This window comes from Streptomyces sp. NPDC040405 (assembly GCF_055595765.1).
Window position 1 is genome coordinate 557,831 of sequence record NZ_JBVIVI010000005.1, and the last position, 19,835, is coordinate 577,665.

At 69.6% G+C, this 19,835-nt stretch carries 19 protein-coding genes and 1 riboswitch; of the genes, 10 read left to right on the forward strand and 9 right to left on the reverse strand.

The features are described from left to right. Nucleotides 1-299 precede the first annotated feature (299 nt). From ACZ59A_RS23815 to hutH, 3 genes are all read left to right on the forward strand, one after another. The gene (locus ACZ59A_RS23815) at nucleotides 300-458 is read left to right on the forward strand and encodes a hypothetical protein (protein WP_470961486.1); all 159 of its coding nucleotides are present in this window, start codon (nucleotides 300-302) and stop codon (nucleotides 456-458) included. Next, nucleotides 455-637 (forward strand): hypothetical protein, encoded by a 183-nt coding sequence (locus ACZ59A_RS23820; RefSeq protein ID WP_470961489.1) that lies wholly within the window; start codon nucleotides 455-457, stop codon nucleotides 635-637. The genes ACZ59A_RS23815 and ACZ59A_RS23820 overlap by 4 nt, the downstream gene beginning before the upstream one ends. 220 nt (nucleotides 638-857) lie before the next feature. Next, on the forward strand, nucleotides 858-2,402 hold the full coding sequence (hutH, locus tag ACZ59A_RS23825; RefSeq protein WP_470961492.1) for a histidine ammonia-lyase: 1,545 nt from the start codon (nucleotides 858-860) through the stop codon (nucleotides 2,400-2,402). A gap of 24 nt (nucleotides 2,403-2,426) precedes the next feature. Here hutH and ACZ59A_RS23830 read toward each other — a convergent pair whose 3' ends face one another. Next, on the reverse strand, nucleotides 2,427-2,756 hold the full coding sequence (locus ACZ59A_RS23830; RefSeq protein WP_470961495.1) for a hypothetical protein: 330 nt from the start codon (nucleotides 2,754-2,756) through the stop codon (nucleotides 2,427-2,429). A gap of 308 nt (nucleotides 2,757-3,064) precedes the next feature. Between ACZ59A_RS23830 and ACZ59A_RS23835 the strand changes: the two genes are divergently transcribed. Next, nucleotides 3,065-4,324 carry a L,D-transpeptidase gene (locus ACZ59A_RS23835; RefSeq protein ID WP_470961498.1) on the forward strand — a complete coding sequence of 420 codons (1,260 nt, stop codon included), beginning with the start codon at nucleotides 3,065-3,067 and terminating at the stop codon, nucleotides 4,322-4,324. 112 nt (nucleotides 4,325-4,436) lie between these two features. On the opposite strand, the gene ACZ59A_RS23840 is transcribed toward ACZ59A_RS23835, so the two are convergent. Continuing rightward, nucleotides 4,437-5,009 carry an RDD family protein gene (locus ACZ59A_RS23840; RefSeq protein ID WP_470961501.1) on the reverse strand — a complete coding sequence of 191 codons (573 nt, stop codon included), beginning with the start codon at nucleotides 5,007-5,009 and terminating at the stop codon, nucleotides 4,437-4,439. Between the two features lie 109 nt (nucleotides 5,010-5,118). On the opposite strand from ACZ59A_RS23840, the gene ACZ59A_RS23845 reads away from it, so the two are divergent. After that, nucleotides 5,119-5,919: a VOC family protein gene (locus ACZ59A_RS23845; RefSeq protein ID WP_470961504.1), complete on the forward strand. Its 801-nt coding sequence runs from the start codon at nucleotides 5,119-5,121 to the stop codon at nucleotides 5,917-5,919. Here ACZ59A_RS23845 and ACZ59A_RS23850 read toward each other — a convergent pair. Further along, nucleotides 5,891-7,378, reverse strand: a complete 1,488-nt coding sequence (locus tag ACZ59A_RS23850; protein WP_470961507.1) for a DUF2079 domain-containing protein — start codon at nucleotides 7,376-7,378, stop codon at nucleotides 5,891-5,893. The genes ACZ59A_RS23845 and ACZ59A_RS23850 overlap by 29 nt on opposite strands. Nucleotides 7,379-7,654: 276 nt before the next feature. Here ACZ59A_RS23850 and ACZ59A_RS23855 point away from each other — a divergent pair, with 276 nt between their 5' ends. From ACZ59A_RS23855 to ACZ59A_RS23865, 3 genes are read left to right on the forward strand one after another with little or no spacing between them, the layout of a single operon-like run. Beyond that, nucleotides 7,655-8,272: a SurA N-terminal domain-containing protein gene (locus tag ACZ59A_RS23855; RefSeq protein WP_470961509.1), complete on the forward strand. Its 618-nt coding sequence runs from the start codon at nucleotides 7,655-7,657 to the stop codon at nucleotides 8,270-8,272. Nucleotides 8,273-8,286: 14 nt separating this feature from the next. After that, nucleotides 8,287-9,282: a nucleoside triphosphate pyrophosphohydrolase gene (locus ACZ59A_RS23860; RefSeq protein ID WP_470961512.1), complete on the forward strand. Its 996-nt coding sequence runs from the start codon at nucleotides 8,287-8,289 to the stop codon at nucleotides 9,280-9,282. A 41-nt stretch (nucleotides 9,283-9,323) separates the two neighbouring features. After that, on the forward strand, nucleotides 9,324-9,713 hold the full coding sequence (locus ACZ59A_RS23865) for a DUF6479 family protein (RefSeq protein WP_470961515.1): 390 nt from the start codon (nucleotides 9,324-9,326) through the stop codon (nucleotides 9,711-9,713). Nucleotides 9,714-9,752: 39 nt separating this feature from the next. Here the strand turns inward: ACZ59A_RS23865 and ACZ59A_RS23870 are convergent, their stop codons facing one another. The 6 genes from ACZ59A_RS23870 to ACZ59A_RS23895 form a co-directional block, all read right to left on the reverse strand. Beyond that, nucleotides 9,753-12,422, reverse strand: a complete 2,670-nt coding sequence (locus ACZ59A_RS23870; protein ID WP_470961518.1) for a tryptophanase — start codon at nucleotides 12,420-12,422, stop codon at nucleotides 9,753-9,755. Between the two features lie 253 nt (nucleotides 12,423-12,675). Next, entirely contained in the window at nucleotides 12,676-14,010 is a 1,335-nt protein-coding gene (locus tag ACZ59A_RS23875) for a cytochrome P450 (protein ID WP_470961522.1), read from the reverse strand. A 10-nt stretch (nucleotides 14,011-14,020) separates the two neighbouring features. Next, on the reverse strand, nucleotides 14,021-14,611 hold the full coding sequence (locus tag ACZ59A_RS23880) for a GTP-binding protein (RefSeq protein WP_470961525.1): 591 nt from the start codon (nucleotides 14,609-14,611) through the stop codon (nucleotides 14,021-14,023). Continuing rightward, nucleotides 14,586-14,957, reverse strand: coding sequence for a DUF742 domain-containing protein (locus ACZ59A_RS23885; RefSeq protein ID WP_398303694.1), 372 nt, complete (start codon nucleotides 14,955-14,957; stop codon nucleotides 14,586-14,588). The genes ACZ59A_RS23880 and ACZ59A_RS23885 overlap by 26 nt, the downstream gene beginning before the upstream one ends. Beyond that, the gene (locus ACZ59A_RS23890; RefSeq protein ID WP_055557694.1) at nucleotides 14,954-15,352 is read right to left on the reverse strand and encodes a roadblock/LC7 domain-containing protein; all 399 of its coding nucleotides are present in this window, start codon (nucleotides 15,350-15,352) and stop codon (nucleotides 14,954-14,956) included. The genes ACZ59A_RS23885 and ACZ59A_RS23890 overlap by 4 nt, the downstream gene beginning before the upstream one ends. Continuing rightward, nucleotides 15,349-16,458 carry an ATP-binding protein gene (locus tag ACZ59A_RS23895; protein WP_468052550.1) on the reverse strand — a complete coding sequence of 370 codons (1,110 nt, stop codon included), beginning with the start codon at nucleotides 16,456-16,458 and terminating at the stop codon, nucleotides 15,349-15,351. Before ACZ59A_RS23895 ends, ACZ59A_RS23890 begins: the two co-directional genes overlap by 4 nt. Before the next feature lie 591 nt (nucleotides 16,459-17,049). Between ACZ59A_RS23895 and ACZ59A_RS23900 the strand changes: the two genes are divergently transcribed. Next, nucleotides 17,050-18,330 carry a cytochrome P450 family protein gene (locus tag ACZ59A_RS23900; RefSeq protein WP_470961528.1) on the forward strand — a complete coding sequence of 427 codons (1,281 nt, stop codon included), beginning with the start codon at nucleotides 17,050-17,052 and terminating at the stop codon, nucleotides 18,328-18,330. Between the two features lie 114 nt (nucleotides 18,331-18,444). Further along, the gene (locus ACZ59A_RS23905; protein ID WP_470961531.1) at nucleotides 18,445-19,410 is read left to right on the forward strand and encodes a transglycosylase family protein; all 966 of its coding nucleotides are present in this window, start codon (nucleotides 18,445-18,447) and stop codon (nucleotides 19,408-19,410) included. A 254-nt stretch (nucleotides 19,411-19,664) separates the two neighbouring features. Continuing rightward, nucleotides 19,665-19,831, forward strand: a riboswitch (cyclic di-AMP (ydaO/yuaA leader). Nucleotides 19,832-19,835 lie beyond the last annotated feature (4 nt).

Genomic DNA, 19,835 nt, shown 5'->3' on the forward strand with positions numbered 1-19,835 from the left:
CGCTGTTCCCGCGTTCCTCCGCTGCCTCGAAGCTCGTGGGGCGGCGCGCATCTGCGCCGAGGAAGGAGCAGGCAGCGTGCGAAAGAATATCCAGGCCATTCGAATGTGGGTCCGCCGGTGAGAGATATGGCCAACGATCGCGTGGAGCGCGAGGTCTCCGACTGCCCCCGCGCCGCCGACTTTGAGCAACTTCAGTCGGCGTACCTGATGCACAGGGGCGAGTGCCGGACGTGTGCGACCGACCGGTCGTGCGAGATGGCCCGACAACTGGAAGAGGCACTGCGTACGGCGGAGGCGTCATGACCACGGACTGCGCGGAATGCGTCCGCCTGGAGCGCGAGAAGGAAGCGGCGCGCAAGTCCGGAGATCTGAGCAAGGTCACTGACTGTGCCGTGTTGCTGGGTCGACATCCGGACCACGGCAAGAGGGTCGCGAACGCCGGAAAGGAAAAGGCATGACGCGCGCTATGGATCACCTGGACCACCGGGAGCTGCCGGACTGGCTTCCGGGCACGGCCGGGGACGACGTGATGACCGTGCACAAGGTGCGCGACGGGCGCCCCGTCTGTGGTGCCACCGGAGAGGTGGCCGAGTGGCGACGGGCGATCACCTGCCCCGCCTGTCTCGCCACCGGATAACCCCGCCCCGCCCTGCACCTTCCCGAGCCGGGGGCAAGCCCCGCACCCCGCGTCCAGGGCCCCGCTCCGGGCGTGGCGCGCCCCCTGTCGGTCCCGGGGTGGCGGGGGCGTCTTTCAGCCTCTCCGGCGGTTGAGGAGCGGGGTGCGGGGCGGAGCCCCGGTATGGGGTGGGGTGGCATTGGGGTGACAGGTCGAGATTCACTCTCTAGGGTGCCTGAATATGGATATGCACACTGTGGTGGTGGGGACGTCCGGAACGACCGCCGAGGACGTTGTCGCCGTGGCGCGGGGCGGGGCGCGGGTCGAGCTGGCGGAGGAGACGATCGCGGCCGTCGCCGCCGCGCGGCGGGTCATCGACGACCTGGCGGCCAAGCCCGAGCCCGTGTACGGCGTCTCCACCGGCTTCGGCGCGCTCGCCGTACGCCACATCAGCCCCGAACTCCGCGCCCAGCTGCAGCGCAACATCGTGCGCTCGCACGCGGCCGGGATGGGGCCTCGGGTGGAGCGTGAGGTGGTCCGGGCGCTGGTGTTCCTGCGGCTCAAGACGCTCGCGTCCGGCCACACCGGGGTGCGGCCCGTGGTCGTGGAGACGATGGCGGCCCTGCTCAACGCGGGGATCACGCCCGTGGTGCACGAGTACGGCTCCCTCGGCTGCTCCGGCGACCTCGCGCCGCTGTCCCACTGCGCGCTCGCGCTGATGGGGGAGGGTGAGGCCGAGGGGCCCGACGGGGAGGTGCGGCTCGCCGCCGAGCTGCTGGCCGCGCACGGCATCGAGCCGGTCGAGCTGCGCGAGAAGGAGGGCCTGGCGCTGCTCAACGGCACCGACGGGATGCTCGGCATGCTGGTCATGGCCTGCGCCGACCTGGCGCGGCTGTACACCGTCGCCGATGTGACGGCCGCGCTGTCGCTGGAGGCGCTGCTGGGGACGGACCGGGTGCTCGCGCCCGAGCTGCACGCCATCCGCCCGCACCCCGGCCAGGCGGCCAGCGCGGACAACATGCTGCGGGTGCTCGCCGGTTCCGGGCTCACCGGGCACCACCAGGACGACGCGCCGCGCGTCCAGGACGCGTACTCGATCCGCTGCGCCCCGCAGGTCGCGGGCGCGGGGCGGGACACGCTCGCGCACGCCCGCCTGGTCGCGGACCGGGAGCTGGCGTCCGCCGTGGACAATCCGGTGGTGCTGCCGGACGGCCGGGTGGAGTCGAACGGCAACTTCCACGGCGCGCCCGTCGCGTACGTCCTGGACTTCCTCGCCGTGGCGGCGGCCGACCTCGCCTCGATCGCGGAGCGCCGTACCGACCGGCTGCTGGACAAGAACCGCTCGCACGGGCTGCCGCCCTTCCTGGCCGGTGACCCGGGCGTGGACTCGGGGCTGATGATCGCGCAGTACACGCAGGCGGCGCTGGTGAGCGAGCTGAAGCGGCTCGCGGTGCCCGCCTCGGTCGACTCGATCCCGTCCTCCGCGATGCAGGAGGACCACGTCTCCATGGGCTGGTCGGCGGCGCGCAAGCTGCGCACGGTGGTGGACAACGTGACCCGGGTGCTCGCGATCGAACTGGTCGCGGCGGCCCGCGCGGTCGAGCTGCGGAAGGGCCTGGTGCCCGCGCCCGCGACGCGGGCGGTGCTGGCGGCGGTGCGCGGGGCCGGGGTCGAGGGCCCGGGCGGGGACCGCTATCTGGCGCCGGACCTGGCGGCCGCCGAGGCGTTCGTACGGTCCGGGAAGCTGGCCGAGGCGGTCGAATCGGTGACCGGGCCGCTGGCCTGACGGAGCATGGTCAGGACGGCAGGGTCAGGGCGTCTGCGCGCGCGTACGGCGCGCGGAGGCGGTCACCATCGTGACCCCGAGCCCCAGGAAGGCCGTGCCCCCGGCGAGATACGGGGTGACGTCCACGCTGCCGGTGTCGGCGAGGTATTCGTCCGGGACGGCCTCCGTGCGCGGCCGGGACGGCGCCTCGTCCCGGCTCCCGGAGGACGCGCCTCCGGAGGATGAGGACGAGGATGAGGGCGAGGACGAGGCCCCGTCGGTCTCGACCGTCGCGTTGGCGGAGGGGACGAACCACAGGGCGCACAGCAGCGAACCAGCGGCGGCAGCGGTCAGCAGCGGTCGGCGTGCGGACACAACGGCACCCTCCTTGCGGCTGCGGCGAATTGACCCCGCGTGCCCGATCGTAGTGACTTACTGGGGTCAGACGGTAGCGAACCGGGTCGGCAGCCCGCTCCGCGCCATATGACTAATCCCGCACTGTCATGGTTTGTCCGGATTAACGGCGCTGCGTCATAAGCTGGACCAGCGTCTTTGCTAAGTGGCGTCGCGCACAGTTTTACTGGGCGTGGAACCGACCAAAAGGTACAGGCGTTCTTCCTGGATAGGTCTTGCTGGATAGGTCTTGGGTTTCTGGGGTCCAGTCGTAAATGGAGAAGCGTGTGATGACGTACGGCAAGCGCCGTAGGGGGCTGGTGGCCGCGGCCGCTCTGCTCAGCGGAGTACTCACCCTCGCCGCCTGTGGCGGGGGCGGCGGCGACAGCAGCGACGGCAAGGGCGGCGGCAAGGGCCAGTCGGAGGTGGACGAGGCGGCGGCCAAGGACGCTTCGGACGCCCGCATCAAGATCACGCCGAAGTCCGGTGCGACCAATGCGGGCATCAACCGCGACACCAAGGTCAGCGTCAGCGGAGGCAAGCTCACCTCGGTGACCATGACCTCGACCGCCGATGGCTCCAGCGTGGCCGGATCCATATCGTCCGACGGGACCTCCTGGAAGCCCGACGGGCAGCTGGAGCGGTCCACCCAGTACAAGATCAGCGCGAAGGCCAAGGACTCCGACGGCCGCAAGGCCACGGAGCACTCCTCCTTCACCACGGTCTCCCCGTCCAACAGCTTCATCGGCAACTTCACGCCGGAGGACGGCTCGACGGTCGGTGTGGGCATGCCGGTGTCGATCAACTTCGACAAGGCGGTGACCAACAAGAAGGACGTCCAGTCCCACATCAAGGTCACCTCCAGCAGCGGTCAGGAGGTCGTCGGCCACTGGTTCAACGGCAACCGGCTGGACCTGCGCCCGAAGGACTACTGGAAGGCCAACTCCACCGTCACCCTGAAGATGGACCTGGACGGCGTCGAGGCGTCGTCGGGTGTGAAGGGTGTCCAGGAGAAGACCGTCACGTTCAAGGTCGGCCACTCGCAGGTCAGCACGGTCGACGCCAAGTCCAAGACGATGAAGGTCGTCCGCGACGGCAAGCTGATCAAGACCATTCCGATCTCGGCCGGAAGCCCCGACAACACCACGTACAACGGTCAGATGGTGATCTCCGAGAAGTTCAAGGAGACCCGGATGAACGGTGCGACGGTCGGCTTCACCGACGACGACGGCAAGGGCGAGTACGACATCAAGGACGTGCCGCACGCGATGCGGCTGTCCACCTCGGGCACCTTCATCCACGGCAACTACTGGGGCGCGAAGTCCATCTTCGGCAGCCAGAACACCAGCCACGGATGTGTGGGCCTGTCGGACACCAAGGGCGCGAACGACCCGAACACCCAGGGCGCCTGGTTCTTCAACAACTCCCAGATCGGTGACGTCGTGGTGGTGAAGAACTCCAACGACAAGACCGTTTCTCCGGACAACGGCCTCAACGGCTGGAACATGGACTGGAACCAGTGGGTGGCGGGTAGCGCGACCGGCGCCTGACGCCGCGTCCGACCACTGACGCCGGGCGGCGGCCGACCCGATGAGGGCCGGCCGCCGCCCGGCGTTTTCGGGTCTTCCGGCCCGCCGTCGGCCGGGGTACCCCAGCCGCTCGTCAACCCAGGTACCCCAGCCGCCGGAGATCCTTCACACGCACGTACGCGATCTTGCAGTGGTCCTCGTACGGATCCCCGTCCGACCAGACCAGGCTGCGCAGCGGCTGCATCGGCAGCCAGGTCATTCCGACCAGCCAGCGGTGGATCAGCCGCCAGAACCCCGGCCGTCCGGCGTCGGTCTCGCGCACCACGCGCATCCGCAGCATCCACTTGCCGAGGGAGGCCCGGAAGATCCAGGCCCCCAGCACCTGGTTGATGATCGACAGCCCGAACACACAGCCCACGGCCAGGAGCAGGGAGTTGGCCTCGACCTTGGCCATCGGCAGGACGCGCAGGCCGAGGGCGCAGCCGCCGCCCAGGGCGAGGAGGCCGTCCACCGCCGCCGCGAGGATGCGCCGCTCGTCACCGGCGGGCTCGGGGACGCGGGGCGGCTGAGGCGGTTGCGGCCCCTGGAAATGCGGTGGATGCGGCGGATAAGGCTGGCCGTAGGGCTGGGCGGGAGGCTGGCCGTAGGGCTGGGCATAGGGGTGGGAAGGCGGGTAGGGCTGCTGCTGCCCCCGTGGATCATTCATGATCGAAATCTTGCCAAAGCCGGGGCCGGGGCCCGACGGCCCCCCGCCCGAGTGGCGGCCCCGCCGCACCAGGGGAGAATTGACGGCAGAGGCCCAACTGGAGGCAGCGATGTCCGAAGTCACCACTCCGTATCAGCCAGGCACCCCCTGCTGGATCGACCTGACGGCCTCCGACCAGCAGGCCGCCCTCGACTTCTACTCCGGGCTGTTCGGCTGGTCCGGGGAGATCGGCCCGGCCGAATTCGGCGGGTACACGGTCTGCGCGCTGAAGGACCTGCCGGTGGCAGGGGTGATGGCCGCGCAGGCGATGGACGATCAGCCCGCGCCGCCGACCGTCTGGACCACGTACTTCGCCTCCACCGACGCCCAGGCCACCTCCGACGCGATCAGCCGCAACGGCGGCACCGTGCTGCTGCCCGTCATGGACGTGATGGACCTCGGGAAGATGCTGGTGGCGGCCGACCCCACCGGGGCCGTCTTCGGCGTCTGGCAGGCGCGGGAGTTCCCCGGGGCGGGCATCGTCAACGAATCCGGCGCGCTGGTGTGGAACGAGCTGAACACCAGCGACCGCGAGGCGGCGAGCGCCTTCTACGCGGAGGCGCTCGGCATCGAGACGAGGCCCATGGAAGGCGCCACGGGCGACGCCGAGGGCTACTGCGCGCTCACCGTGGACGGCCGCACGGTCGGCGGGCTCCAGACGCTGCGCGAGGGGGTGCCGCCCGGCACGCCCTCGCACTGGCTGGTCTACTTCTCCGTCGACAACACCGACCGGACGGTGGCGAAGCTGTCGGCGGAGGGCGGGACGGTGCTGAAGCCGCCGTTCGACATGGTGGCCGGGCGGATGGCCCTGGTGCAGGACCCGCAGGGCGCGCCGTTCGCGGTCATCGCCCCGCAGCCGATGGACTCTTGAGCCGGAGCAGGAAGGTGCCCCCGGCGGTCGCCAGCGCCTCGTAGCGCGCCTTCGGGTGCAGCTGCTTCGCGTACGCCAGCTCCTGCCGCACCGTGCGGTCCGGCGGTTCCGACAGGGCCAGGTACTGCGGGGTGACGCCCTGGGTGGAGCCGACCCAGAAGACCCGGCAGCGGCTGGTGAGGCGGGCTATCGGCCCGACGTTGGCCTCGACCGTCGCGCCGTCCGGTATTCGCTCCAGCAGCCGCTCCACCGCGCCGACGTGGGGCGGCTTGCGGTAGGTGGCCTCCTCGGCGAGCCCGGCCAGCGGCAGTGAGGTGGTCAGGGCCAGGGCCGCGGCGCAGACCGCGGCGGGCAGCTGACGGGCGTACCGGACGAGCCAGCCGCGGCGGCTCTTCCCGATCCGGTCGAGCGCGTCGACCAGGGCCAGGAAGACGACCGGCATCAGCACCGCGCTGTAGTGCCAGTCCGTGCCCCAGTAGTGCTCGTCGTGGGAGACGAAGCGCCAGCCGAGGGTGGGCAGGGCGGCCAGCAGCAGCGGGGAGCGCAGCGCGAGCAGCCCGGTGGTCGGCAGCAGCGTCCACAGCAGGGTGCCCAGCGCGGTGGCGAACGGGATGGTGGCGTCGGAGCCGCCGCTGCCGACCTTGTCCCAATAGTCGTACGCACCGGCCCCGTTGAAGCCGGGGATGACGACGCCCAGCGCGAGGGCCGAGCCCAGCACGCCGAAGCCCATGAGGGAGACGGCGAGCGGCGCGATGCCCTGCTCGCGCTCCCGCTCCCGGTCGCGCCAGACGCATACGACGATGACGGCGCCGATCGCGGCGACCGTGGCGCCCATGTCCTCCTTGACGAAGACCAGCGGGGCGGCCCACAGCATCGCCGCGTACCAGCGCCGGAGTATGACCGCTTCGAGGGAGAAGGCGATCATCGGGAGGGCGAAGCAGATCTCGTGGAAGTCGAAGTCCACGGCCCGCTGGAGGCCCCAGGCCAGTCCGTACGCGGTGCCGATCGCGAGCCCCCGGGCCCGGCCCAGCAGCCGGGCGGCGGTCCGGGCGACGGGAACGGCGGAGAGGGCGAACAGGGCGGCCTGCGCGACGAGCAGCGTCATCGGGCTCGGGAAGACCCGGTAGAGCGGGGCGAGCAGGGCCGTGATGGGGCTGAAGTGGTCGCCGAGGATGTTGGCGCCGGGACCCTTGAGATCGGCTATCGGGGCCTGGAAATGCGCGTACCCCCGTATCGCCTGTTCGAAGATGCCCAGGTCCCACGACATGGTGGCCATGCGGCGGTAGCGGCATATCGACAGGGTCGCGAAGGCGGCGAACAGGCCGAGGGCCAGCCAGTACGGATCCAGCCGCGGGTGGCGCAGCGCCGCCGTCCGGACGCGCAGCCGCTCGGCGCCTGTGGCGGCGGCGGTCGCCCCTTCGGCCGTGGTGCCGGGCGGGGCTGTCGCTGCCGTGTCCATCCAGGGTCCTTGTCGTGGGGCGTCAGAGGGCGGGCATGGGGGCGGAGCGTCATGGGTGCGGGGCGGTCCGGTCGAAAAGATACGCGACAGGGGCGGGGCGGTCGCACCGCCGCCGTTTCCCGTCCCGCGCACCGGTTCCGGGCGGGTTCGGGGGCGGAGGCTGACCAAGACCCCGGTGAATCGTTGTCCAAGCAGTGGCCTAGGCCGCGCCGACTCCATACCATCGATCAACGCCAGATCGTTTGTCGCGCCGCACGATCTCTGCCGGGAGGCTCAATGATCCGCCGCCGTACTGCGCTCTCCGTATCCGCCGCGTCCGCCCTACTGGTCTGCGCCCCCCTGCTGACCGCCTGCGGGGGCACCCCGCGGGCCGGTTCCGCGGCCGTCCTGCACGACGGGCGGATCACCGAGTCGCAGCTCCAGGGCCAGGTGAAGGACGTACGGGACGCGCAGCGCGGCTCGCCGAGGGCGGACCAGCTGGTGGCCGCCAGCGGTCAGCTGACCCAGAACACCCTCATCCGCATGATCCAGTTCAAGGTCATCGAGCGGGCCGGCCAGGACAACGGCATCGGCGTCAGCCGCCGCGCGGTGCAGCGCGCCCGCGACGCCTCCGAGCAGCAGGCCGGCGGGGCCGCCGCGCTGCGCGCCGCCTACCTGGAGCAGGGCATCGCCCCGGACCAGATCGACGGCGCGGTGCGCATGGAGCTGACCCGCACCGCGCTGCTGCGCAAGCTCGGCGTCGCCAAGGTCAACGCGGTGTTCACCCGCACCTCCAAGGACCTCGACATCAAGGTCAACCCGCGCTACGGCAGCTGGGACGACACCAAGGGCACCGCGGTCCTCGCCAAGGCGGCCTGGCTGCGCACCTCCACCGACTCCCGGCAGCCGGCGTAGGTTACGTTTCAAGGGTGACCACGCCTGACTCCGCCGCCCCCGCGGCCGACCTCGCCACCGGCCGCGTCGTCCTCCTCACCACCAGCCACCGGGTGGCCCCCGGGCTGCTCTCCTGGCCCGCCTGGCAGGCGCTGCGCGGCGCTGACCGGGTGCTGTGCGGGGACCCCGACCATCCGCAGCTGCCGTATCTGCGCGAGGCGGGCATCGACGTCGAGCACACGGTCCCGGCGGCGCGCGAGCTGGTCGACTACTGCGTCACGGAGGGCGGCCGCGACGCAGTCGTGATCACCTCGGCCGACGGCGAGTCCGCGCTGACCGACGGGCTGGCCCGGCTGGCGGGTTCGGGCCGCGAGACGATGCCGGACCTGGAGCTGCTGCCCGGTTCGTACGACCTGCCGGGCGCCCGGCTGCTCGACCTGGTCCAGGTGATGGACCGGATCCGCGCGGAATGCCCGTGGAGCGGGCAGCGGACCAACGAGGATCTGGTCAAGTACGGCATCGAGGAGGCGTACGAACTCGTCGAGGCCATCGAGGAGGGCGACCGGGAGGCGCTGCGCGAGGAGCTGGGCGATGTGCTGCTGCAGGTCGTCTTCCACGCCCGGATCGCGCAGGAGGACGAGGACGAGCCGTTCTCGATCGACGATGTGGCCGGTGCCATCGTGGACAAGCTGATCCGCCGCCATCCGCATGTCTTCGGCGAGGAGGTCGCGGAGACCGCCGAGGACGTCAACGCGCACTGGCTGCGCACCAAGGCGATAGAAAAGCAGCGCGACTCGGTCACCGAAGGGGTGCCGCTCGGTCAGCCCTCGCTCGCCCTCACCGCCCAGCTCGCCTCCCGCGCCCGCACCGCCGGGCTCGCCGTCGCCCTTCCGGAGGGCGAGGGCATCGGCTACGAGCTGCTCGCGCTGGCGATCCGCGCCCAGGAGGCGGGTGTGGAGCCGGAGACGGCGCTGCGCGCCGCGGCCCGTGCCTACCGGGACGCGATCCGGGCGGCGGAAGGCACGGCCTGAGCGGGGTGGGTTGACGGGGGCGTGTGGGGTACCCGGCCGCCATGGATGCGTACGCCATGGACCTCGCCGTGAACCACGGCCTCCTGGTCGGCACGGGGCCTCTCGTCGTCGGCATCGTGGTGGTCGTGATCCTCATCGTGGCCACCTGGTACGGCATACGGGTACGGGCCCGCGAGCCGGTGCCCACCCAGCGGCCGCAGCGCCGTGCCAACGCCTGGCAGCGGGTGGACGAGACCGAGCGCGAGGCGCGGCAGGCGGGTCACGGTCCGGGGCATCAGGACGATCACGACCGGGTCGGCTATCAGACCCGGAACCGCGAGCCCGACGAGCTGGCCCCGGACGGTATCCGGCGCCGCCCACACCAGCTGGGCGGCTCGGGCACCAGGGACTCCGGCCCGGTCGGCGACGAGGGCCGGAGTCCCTGGAACTAGGCGGCGGCGGACCGTTCGGCAGCGGCTGAGCCGCCCTCCTCAGCGTGCCGCGGTGGCGGTGCGCCCGGCCGCTCGTGCTCCGGTGGCGGCCGGCACCGGTACCGGCTCCAGCTTGGCCCGGAAGTGGCGCAGGATCGGGGACTGGTCGAAGATCCGGAAGCCGGTCACCGAGTCCGCCTTGGCGGCGATCTTCGCCAGGGTCTCGCCGATGTGGTCGTAGTGGCTGCGGGTGTAGACCCGGCGCGGCAGCGCGAGCCGGACCAGCTCGTACGGCGCGCTCTTCACCGGGTTTCCGGCCTCGTCCTCCTCGCCGAGGTAGAGGGAGCCCAGTTCGGCCGAGCGTATGCCGCCCTCCAGGTACAGCTGGCACGCCAGCGCGTGGCCGGGGTACTGGTGCGACGGTATGTGGGGCAGCAGGCGACCGGCGTTGAGGTAGAGGGCGTGCATGCCCGGCGGTTCGACGATGTCGACTCCGGCGGCGCGGACCCGCCGGGCGAGGTGGGCGGCGATGTCGGCGCGTTCGGCGAGGTAGCCGGGGTCGGTGACCTCGGTGAGGCCCTGCGCCATCATGTCGAGGTCGCGGCCGGCCAGGCCGCCGTAGGTCGCGAAGCCTTCGGTGGCGATGAGCAGCAGTTCGCACCGCTGGGCCAGCTCGGGGTTGTTCATGCCGATAAAGCCGCCGATGTGGACGATGCCGTCCTTCTTGGCGCTCATCATGCAGCCGTCCGCCAGCCGGAACGCTTCCTCGGCGACCTGCCGCGGGGTGCGGTCGCGGTAGCCGGGTTCGTGCCGGGTGACGAGCCAGGCGTTCTCGGCGAACCGGGCGGCGTCCAGGAACAGCGGAACCCGGTGCTTGCGGCACAGGGCCGCGGTCTGCTTCAGGTTCTCCATGGAGACGGGCTGACCGCCGCCGCCGTTGTTGGTGATGGTCATGACCACCACGGCGACCCGGGAGGCGTCCGGCCCGGTCAGCGTCTGTTCGAGCGCCTTGAGGTCGATGTTCCCCTTGAACGGCTCCTTGCTGTCCAGGTCCTTGGCCTCGGGGCAGGGCAGGTCGCGCGCCTCGCAGTGGTTGAGTTCCACGTTGGCGCGCGTGGTGTCGAAGTGCGTGTTGGCCAGGACGAGGGAGTCCGGCTTGAGCAGGGAGGAGAAGAGCACCCGCTCCGCCGCGCGCCCTTGGTGGGCCGGGAGGATGTGCTGATATCCGGTCAGCTCGGTGACCACTTCGTGGAACCGGTAGAAGGAGCGCGAGCCCGAGTAGGACTCGTCGCCCGCCATCCCGGCGGCGAGCTGCGCGGCCGACAGCGCACCGGTGCCCGAGTCGGTCAGCAGATCGATGGTCACCTCCTCGGCCCGCAGGTCGAACAGGTTGTAGTGGACGCGCTTGAGCGCCTCTTCGCGTTGCTTCCGCGTCGTCATGGGGATCGGTTCGACGACCTTGATCCGGTAGGGCTCCACGCTGACCATTTCTCCTGTCTCATCGCTGTCGCGCGTATGGCTCCGCGCCTGGGTGAGGCCGTGGACCACCGGGGTCTGGTGTTCCGGTGCTGCCTCGTGGACCGGTTGCGGCTCGTAGACGGGTTCCGTCTCCCGGGGTGGCCGTACCTCGTACGCCTCCGAGGAGAGGTACGCGGTCACCCGCGGCGGCCGGCCGCGTTCATGGACCAGGGCCAGATACGAGATCAGGCCCGCGCCGTCCTCCAGGGAGCGCGAGGTGATGGCGGTCAGCGCCCGGTCGAGCGCCTTGTCGTCCATGCCGTGGCGGCGCAGGACGGCCACGGCCCGCTCCCGCGCCTGTGCGTCGTCGCGCACGTAGTCACGGATGGGCACATGGGAGGTGAAGCCGCTGGGCAGGCCGGTCCGGGTCTCCGTGATGGAGTGGCAGGAGATGGCGGGGCGGCCGTACAGCCCCTGGCCGGTCCCGGGGGGGAGACCCCCGGCGGTGCGGAAGAACTCCTCCAGCCGCGCCTGGCCGGGGTGGGGGTCCATCCGGGAGAGGCTGGCGGCCCGGGCGGGGGACAGGCCGTCGTGGGTGAGGTAGACCTTCAGCCGCGGCGCGGGCCAGTCGCCGAGGTCCAGGGCGACGAAGGGGTAGCCGTCGGCCGCCGGCAGGGCGTCGAACGCCTGCCGGCAGCCGAGTCTGCCCAGCGCCTCGCCGACCGTCTCGGCTGCCCGGTCCGGGCCGTTGGCCGAGGGGCTGAGATAGACCTTGACCGCGGGGACGCCGCCGGGCCGCAGCTCCAGGGCGTACCACAGGGCCAGCGGCCCTTGGGGGGAGTCGGGGAGGAACAGGTCTTCCAGCCGGTCGAGCCGCTCGGTGGAGAAACCCCAGCGGTCGGCCATGGCGTGGACGGCGCGCAGGCCGACGCGGCCGCTTTCCCTCAGGTCTTCGGCCTCGCACCCCGGCTCCACCAGCATCCTGAGTGCCGGGAGCCGGCCCGGGGTGAAGGCCAGGGAGTATTCGACCGGAGTGTGGTCGTCGGACACGAAGCTGGGGGACGGCGGCGGCAGCTCCAGCGAGCGCTTGGCCACCGGCCCCAGGGTCTCGGTCAGCACCTGTGCGTAAGCCGCCGTGTCGGCTTCGCTCAGTCCCGCCACACCGCCCAGCCGGGTGAGCTGGCCGGTGACGAGGTCGCCGAGCCGGGTGGGGTGCGTACGGGTCTCGCCCGCACCCGCACGTTTCCTTCTCCCGAAGCGGAAAAGCTTCACCGAACCCCCCGGGGAGCGGAGGAGTGAAGCAATCGAAGTGGGGGAGGCGCCAAAACGTAGTGTGGTGTCGCACTACGGCAATCGAATATATTTTCGATTGAATCCACAGAACGTTGATCGACCGCGGCGTCGTCGGCAATAGGCTCCACGACGGCTCCTTTTTATAACTCTGCCAACAAAATTTTCGCGATACGGCCTACCCGATCCATTGATTAACCATGCGGTACGAGAAATGTGGGGGGTGTTGCGTGGATCACACTCTCCACCAAGCGAGGAACGAACTCCACAAGCCGCCCTTTTCCCGCTTGGTGCTCTGTTGGCCACGATCCACTGGCGTAACAGGCTGTTGCTGCTGAGAAGGCTGTTTATCCGTCCGTATCGGAGTGAAACGGGCGGGCAGTGCGGCCAGTCCACGATTGAATGGGCCGGGGCGCCAGGTCAGGCTTTCGCTGGGCACCGCCAGCTCCACGTCGGGCAGCTGGTTGAGCAGGTTCTCGATGGCCGACACCGTGATGAGCTGCGCCGGATCCTTCGCCGGGCAGGCGTGCGGACCGGCGCTCCAGGCCAGGTGGGCGCGCTTGCTCTGGCGCTCGCGGGAGGCGGCGAGCGCCGGATCCGAGTTGGCCGCGGCGTAGCTGACCAGGACGAGATCGCCCGCCCTCAGCTTGGTTCCGGCGAATTCAACATCGGATACCGGGTAATGCGGCGAGTAATTCGCCATGGGCGGGCTGTTCCACAGCACATCGTCGATGGCGTCCTCGACCAGCAGTCCGCCGCCCGAATACCGGTCGTCGGTGAGCAGCAGGTGGAGGCAATTGGCGATGAGATTCCGCAGCGGTTCCGCACCGGATCCCAGCAGCAATACCAGCTGATGCGCCATTTCCTCGTCGGACAGCTGCGCCGGGTGCTGCATAAGCCAGGAGGTGACGTCGTTCCCGGGCTGGGTACGCTTCAGCGCGACCAGCTCGCCGACGCTCTGGGTCAGCACCTCGTTCGCCTTTTCGGCGTTGACGCCGTCGAAAATACCGGAGATGCCGAAGATGACCCGGTCACCGATTTCCGCAGGGCAGCCGAACAGCTCGCTGAACACGAAGAGCGGCAGCAGCTTGGCGTAGTCGTTCAGCAGATCGGCCGAACCGCGCGAGCTGAACTGCTCGATGAGGTAACGGGAGATCCCGTCGACCTGCCTGCTCAGCTGGTGGGTGTCCACCTTGGCCAGGCTGTCGGTGACCGCCTGACGCAGCCGCATGTGATCGGCACCGTCGGTGAACATGCAGTTCGGACGGTACGCGAGCAGGGGCAGCACCGGGCTGCTGTGGCTGATCTTGCCCTCGTTCAGATCACGCCAGCGGCGTGAGTCCTTGCGGAACGTGTCCGAGTTCTGCAGCAGCTGGAGCGCGGCCGAGTAATCCGTGACGAGGGTGGCCTCGACGTCGGGCGCCAATTCCACCGGAGCGGTGGCCCCGAACCGGCGCATCCAGGCGTAGTACGCCTCCGGATGGGCCTGGAACTCGGGCCCGTGCAGGGGTACCCGCCCATGCGCAGGGCAACCCGGCGGCGGAGCCGGGAAGTCCGATTGTGTATCCATAGTTGTGCTCCTAGCGGGTACGTGCCTGTAGGTAGCGGACAAGTTCCATCAGTGCATTGGCCGATGACTTCTCGTCACGCGCGTCACAGGTGACGATGGGTGTCTCAGGCAACAGATCCAACGCCTCGCGCAGTTCGTGATCGGGGCGCACCGGGGTGCCGTCGAAGTGGTTGACGGAAATCGCGTAGGGAAGTCCGTACTGTTCGACCAGGTCGATCACGGGGAAGGATTCCTGGAGGCGTTCCGGATCGACGAGGATCAGCGCCCCGAGGGCACCCCGCGTCATGTCCTCCCACACCTGGACGAAGCGCTCTTGTCCGGGTGTGCCGAAGAGATAGAGGACAAGCCGCTCGCTGAGGGTGAGGCGGCCGAAGTCCATGGCCACCGTGGTCGTGGTCTTGCCCCGGGTGCCCATCAGATCGTCGACGTGCGCACCGGCCTGCGTCATCCGTTCCTCGGTGCGCAGCGGCGGGATTTCGGACATGGTGCCGATGAACGTCGTCTTTCCGACCGCGAAGTGCCCCACGACCAGGATCTTGGCCGCGATCTGCACCGCGTCGTCCAGATAGACGTCCTCATCCGAAGCGGGCCTGGAGACCATCCAGTACCTCCTGAAGGAGTGAAACGTCGACGAGCTGGGCGGGGGGCGCGGGGGCACGCGTGACGAGATAGCCGTCCGACGACAGGTCGGACAGCAGGACCTTGACGATGCCGATCGGCAGCCCCATATGGCCCGCGATCTCGGCAACCGAGAGATAGCCCCCTGAACACAGGTCCAGCAGGCTCCGCTTCTCCGGGTCGAGCGTCGGCGAACGTCTCTGTTCGGAGGCGGTGACCAAGGTGATCAGGTTGAACTGATCGGTGTCCGGGCGCCCGCGGCCGTTGGTGATGACGTACGGTCGCACTAATCCGGCGGTTTCGGGCTCCTGCTCCTCCGGGGCAGTCATGCCTGAACGCCCGATTCGCGGGGCGGTGTGGTCAGCGCCTTGCCGAGCTGACCGACGAGCTGCTGCATGCGGAAGGTGATGTCGGCCATGTCGACATCGGGCGCGGAGGAGACCGCCAGGTACGCGCCCTCGCCGGCCGAGATCAGGAAGACCCAGCCGCCGTCGAACTCCACCAGGGTCTGACGCCAGTTCATATGGGGGCCGCCGCAGAAGCCGGCCATGGTGCGGCTCAGCGACTGGATGCCGCTCATCGCGGCGGCGACGGTGTCGGCCTCGTCCTTCCTGACCTCTTGAGATCGGGCCATCAGCAGACCGTCGGCGGAAACCAGGATCGCGTGACGCGCGCCGGGTACTTCAAGGGCGCTGTCAAGCATCCATGACAGGTCGTTGTTCACTGAGGATCATGCCCTTCCCTGTTCGGGTTTGCGGAGCGACCGGACTGTGTGCCGCGCTGGAAGGCGCCCATGATCGAGGCGGTTTCCTCGCTCGTCCGGGCGGGAGCGTTCGCCGCATCCGAGTGCGGCACGATCGAAATCGACCCCTTGCGACGACGTTTGGGCAGCCCACCCGCGGTGGAATCACTCTCTTCGGGGGCTGCCGCCGGGGACGTACGGGGTGCGGGCTGTTCTTCCGGCTCGGGCATGTTGGTCAGGAGGTCCTCGGGAAGAAGCACCACCGCGCGCACGCCACCGTAAGGAGAGGCCGAATCGACGGAGACGGTGAAGCCGTAGCGGGAGGCGAGCACGCCGATCACCGCGAAGCCGAACTGCGGAGGATTGCCCAGGCCCGTGACGCCCGCCGCGCGCTGGGCGGAGAGCAGTTCGTCGGCCCGGTTCTTCTCTTCCTCGTTCATACCGACGCCGGCGTCGTCGATGATGATGCAGACGCCCTTGGGGACGGTGCGGATGGTGATGTCGATCGGCGAGTCGGGGGCGGAGTAGCTGGTCGCGTTGTCCAGCAGCTCGGCGAGCGCCAGCGCGACCGGTTCGACGGCCCGGCTGACCAGGGCGAAGTTGCTCTGGGAACGGATCTCGACGCGCGTGTAGTGGCGTATGCGGCCCTTGGCGCTGCGTACCACGTCATAGACGGAGGCGACGGCCCGCTGACGGCCCAGCCAGCCGTCACACAGAACGGCGATCGACTGCGCACGGCGGCCGAACTGCGAGTTCATGTGGTCGATCTCCAGGAGGTCCTGGAGGATGTGGTGCTCGCCGTAACGGTCCTGCAGCTTCGAGATCGCCAACTGCTGCTCGTTGGCCAGACCCTGAAGCGTCCGCATGGCGGACTTCAGTGCGCTCTTGGTGGCTTCCTCGGACCGTATCTGCGCGTCCTGGACCGCCGCCGCGTAGTTGTTTTCGAGGTCGGCGGCGCGGTTGTGAAGTTCCGCCTTCTCGGTACTGAGCTTTGCTCTCGCTTTTCGCCCGCGAATAATGGCGGTTGCGGCGAGAGGCGTGCCAGCGATCAGGGCCCAGAGCGCAGGATCCTGTATGTAATGCGTCATAAGACTCTCTTTAAACGACTAGACCGCCAGGGACTGAAGGGTTATTGCTCGATAAGAATCCGGGTGATATGGAGAGGCGGCGGTAAGTCAGCGTTCGTACGGCGCCCGAGGGGACGGGGCGCACCGCACTCGCCCTGCCGCGGGCAGCGCACAGGCAGGGGTGCGCCGGCACGGCTCCATATGCCCAACTGGCGGCATAGTGCTCCTCAGAGTGGTAACCCTCTCGGCTGATTTACCGGATCGCCGGGTGTCTTACGGGCCCTTGGCTCGCCTGGCAAGCGCGGTGATCGTATCACCAGGGGCAGGAGGCCCCGTGCATGTGCCGGAGGCCCATTCAACCACCTGACACTGTTTCAGCCACCCTCTTATTCTGCCGCATTGGCCGACGTCAGCGCATGTTCGGCAGGTCTGCCGCGCGCCCGCGCCGGGCCGCTCCGGGCAGTGGCCCCAGCCATCAGATATCGGGCATTCGCCGCGTGCTGTGAGTGCGTCGTGGAGAGTGTGTGGAGATGGTCGTCGAATTGCTTCGACATTAATTGGCTTTACTTGCGCGTTATGGATTTACTTCCGATAAGTGGCGTATCGGAATCCATGGACCGCGGCCGGTATCGTCGGAGCGTGTCCGATCAGCCTTGCCCTGCCCCCGCTCCCACCCTGTTCACCTGGGAGTTCGCCACCGATCCCTACCCCGCGTACGCCTGGCTACGCGAGCATGCCCCGGTGCATCGGACCACGCTCCCCAGCGGGGTCGAAGCCTGGCTGGTGACCCGCTACGCCGACGCCCGGCAGGCGCTCGCCGACGCCCGGCTGTCGAAGAACCCCCAGCGGCACAGTGAGTCCGCTCACGCCCGAGGCAAAGTGGGCATCCCGGGCGAACAGCGCGCGGATCTGATGACACATCTGCTCAATATCGATCCCCCGGACCACACCCGGCTGCGGCGGCTGGTGTCCAAGGCGTTCACCCCGCGCCGCGTCGCCGCGTTCGCCCCGCGGGTGCGCGAGCTGACCGACGCCCTCATCGACGCCTTCGCGGACCGGGGAGAGGCGGACCTCATCCATGAGTTCGCCTTTCCTCTCCCTATCTATGCGATCTGCGATCTGCTCGGCGTCCCGCGGGAGGACCAGGACGACTTCCGGGACTGGGCCGCGACGATGATCCGGCACGGCGGGGGCCCGCGCGGCGGAGTGGCCCGCGCGGTGAAGCGGATCCGCGCGTATCTGGCCGAGTTGATCCACCGCAAGCGCGCCGCGCTCGGCGACGACCTGATCTCCGATCTCATCCGGGCCAGCGACCACGGGGACCACCTCACCGAGAACGAGGCCGCGGCGATGGCCTTCATCCTTCTCTTCGCGGGTTTCGAGACCACCGTCAATCTGATCGGCAACGGCCTCTACGCCCTGCTGCGCAACCCCGAGCAGCGCGCCCGGCTCCAGCGGCATCTGGAAGAGGCGGAAGAAGGGGACGAGGAACTGCTCGCCACCGGCATCGAGGAACTGCTGCGCTACGACGGCCCGGTGGAGATGGCCACCTGGCGGTTCGCCACCGAGCCGGTCACGATCGGCGGCCAGCACATCGCCGAGGGGGAACCGGTGCTCGTGGTGCTCGCCGCCGCCGACCGCGACCCCGAGCGCTTCGCCCACCCCGACGTCCTCGACCTCTCCCGCACCGACAACCAGCACCTCGGCTACGGCCACGGCATCCACTACTGTCTGGGCGCCCCGCTGGCCCGCCTGGAGGCGCAGACCGCGCTCGCCACCCTGCTGCGCCGACTCCCCGACCTCCAGCTGGCGGTGGAGCCGGAGGAGTTGCGCTGGCGCGGCGGGCTCATCATGCGCGGGCTGCGCACCCTCCCGGTGACCTGGGGAAAGTGACGTTCGGTCAGGCGCATGACCACGGCGTGACCTGGGATACACCGGCTTGTGATGATCGTGTGACCTCGCTATGTTCAACCGACAACCGAGCCCCCACACGAGAGGCGATTTCGCATGCTTTCCGGAAACGGACGCCACCGCCGCCCTCGCCAGGCTCCCGCCATCGTCGTCGCGGCGGGGGTGACCGGTGCGAGCATCGCCATCCCGCTCTTCGGGGCGACCGGCGCCCAGGCCGCCCCCGCGGGCACATGGGACCGGGTCGCCGAGTGCGAGAGCGCGGGGATGTGGAGCGCCAACGAGGGCAACGGCTTCTACGGCGGTCTGCAGTTGACCCTCGACATGTGGAAGAAGTACGGCGGCACGGGCTACGCCCCGCGCCCCGACCTCGCCAGCCGCTCCCAGCAGATAGCCGTCGCCGAGTCGATACTCGGCGACCGCGGCCCGGACGCCTGGCCCAGCTGCGCGCTGAACGCCGGGCTCACCGCCGACGGCGATGCCCCGGACGTGAACCCGGGCAGCACGGCGCGCCCCTCCCAGCAGGCCCCGCAGCACGGCGACTCGGGCGACGGCTCGGACGGTGACTCGGGCCGGGACTCGGGCGGTGACTCGGACCGGGACTCCGGCGAACGGGACGGCGCCCCGGCCGACAAGACGCCGGAGGAATCGAACACCCCCACCCCCTCCGGCACTCCCGACCCCTCGGACGCACCCGACGCCACGCCCTCCCCGTCGCCCACCTCCAGCACGTCCGACCCCTCGCCGACGCCCACCTCCACGGGAGGTGCCTCCGGAGACCGCTCCGGTGAGCACCGGGGTGAATCCGGTAAACATCGGGGCGAATCGGACCCGGGGGAGCGGCCGAGCGGCCATGCCTCGCGTGGCGGAGCCGACCGCGCCGAAAACCCCACGGATGGCGGCTACACGGTGCGTCCGGGTGACAATCTTTCAGCAATCGCCGAAACGCAGGAATTGGGCGGCGACTGGCGTCGGCTCTACGTGTCCAACGAGAACCTCATCGGAACCGACCCGGATCTCATTCTCCCTGGTCAGCGGCTTGACCTCACCATCAGGGGCCGGTAGTTCGGGGGGATTTGCCCGATCTGAAACCGGTGAGACATACCTCTCGTCACATTTCCCGGGCCGTCCCTCGTGTCCGGTCTCTCCGCACCCGGCCCCACCTGCGCCGATGTGCGCCGAGTGAGATCGATAACGTCCCTCTTCGCTGGGATAAGGGTGTTTGAACGTTTCCCGCACGTGTGTTTAACGTCTTTCCGCTCGCCACCGCGAGCACCGTCGACCGTCACGCCGAGTCCTGCCGGCGGTCGTCCGGTACCGACGCGCCAGCGCCGAAGGCAGGAGCGGGGGACCCAAGGTAAGTGCCGGGAGGCCAGCGGAATCGGCCGAACGGCTAGGGGTGAAGCCGGGTGCGTACTCCGCATCCGGCCGGGCAACTCACGCCCGAACCCGACAGCTCACCTCGTAGGCGTCGGTGAGGAAACGAACGA

Excerpts from the sequence above, each read along its gene's own strand:
- ACZ59A_RS23815 (WP_470961486.1), top strand. The coding sequence starts at position 300 with ATGACCACGGACTGCGCGGAATGCGTCCGCCTGGAGCGCGAGAAGGAA.
- ACZ59A_RS23820 (WP_470961489.1), top strand. The coding sequence starts at position 455 with ATGACGCGCGCTATGGATCACCTGGACCACCGGGAGCTGCCGGACTGG.
- hutH (WP_470961492.1), top strand. The coding sequence starts at position 858 with ATGGATATGCACACTGTGGTGGTGGGGACGTCCGGAACGACCGCCGAG.
- ACZ59A_RS23835 (WP_470961498.1), top strand. The coding sequence starts at position 3,065 with ATGACGTACGGCAAGCGCCGTAGGGGGCTGGTGGCCGCGGCCGCTCTG.
- ACZ59A_RS23840 (WP_470961501.1), bottom strand. The coding sequence starts at position 5,009 with ATGAATGATCCACGGGGGCAGCAGCAGCCCTACCCGCCTTCCCACCCC.
- ACZ59A_RS23845 (WP_470961504.1), top strand. The coding sequence starts at position 5,119 with ATGTCCGAAGTCACCACTCCGTATCAGCCAGGCACCCCCTGCTGGATC.
- ACZ59A_RS23850 (WP_470961507.1), bottom strand. The coding sequence starts at position 7,378 with ATGGACACGGCAGCGACAGCCCCGCCCGGCACCACGGCCGAAGGGGCG.
- ACZ59A_RS23855 (WP_470961509.1), top strand. The coding sequence starts at position 7,655 with ATGATCCGCCGCCGTACTGCGCTCTCCGTATCCGCCGCGTCCGCCCTA.
- ACZ59A_RS23865 (WP_470961515.1), top strand. The coding sequence starts at position 9,324 with ATGGATGCGTACGCCATGGACCTCGCCGTGAACCACGGCCTCCTGGTC.
- ACZ59A_RS23875 (WP_470961522.1), bottom strand. The coding sequence starts at position 14,010 with ATGGATACACAATCGGACTTCCCGGCTCCGCCGCCGGGTTGCCCTGCG.
- ACZ59A_RS23880 (WP_470961525.1), bottom strand. The coding sequence starts at position 14,611 with ATGGTCTCCAGGCCCGCTTCGGATGAGGACGTCTATCTGGACGACGCG.
- ACZ59A_RS23885 (WP_398303694.1), bottom strand. The coding sequence starts at position 14,957 with ATGACTGCCCCGGAGGAGCAGGAGCCCGAAACCGCCGGATTAGTGCGA.
- ACZ59A_RS23895 (WP_468052550.1), bottom strand. The coding sequence starts at position 16,458 with ATGACGCATTACATACAGGATCCTGCGCTCTGGGCCCTGATCGCTGGC.
- ACZ59A_RS23900 (WP_470961528.1), top strand. The coding sequence starts at position 17,050 with ATGGACCGCGGCCGGTATCGTCGGAGCGTGTCCGATCAGCCTTGCCCT.
- ACZ59A_RS23905 (WP_470961531.1), top strand. The coding sequence starts at position 18,445 with ATGCTTTCCGGAAACGGACGCCACCGCCGCCCTCGCCAGGCTCCCGCC.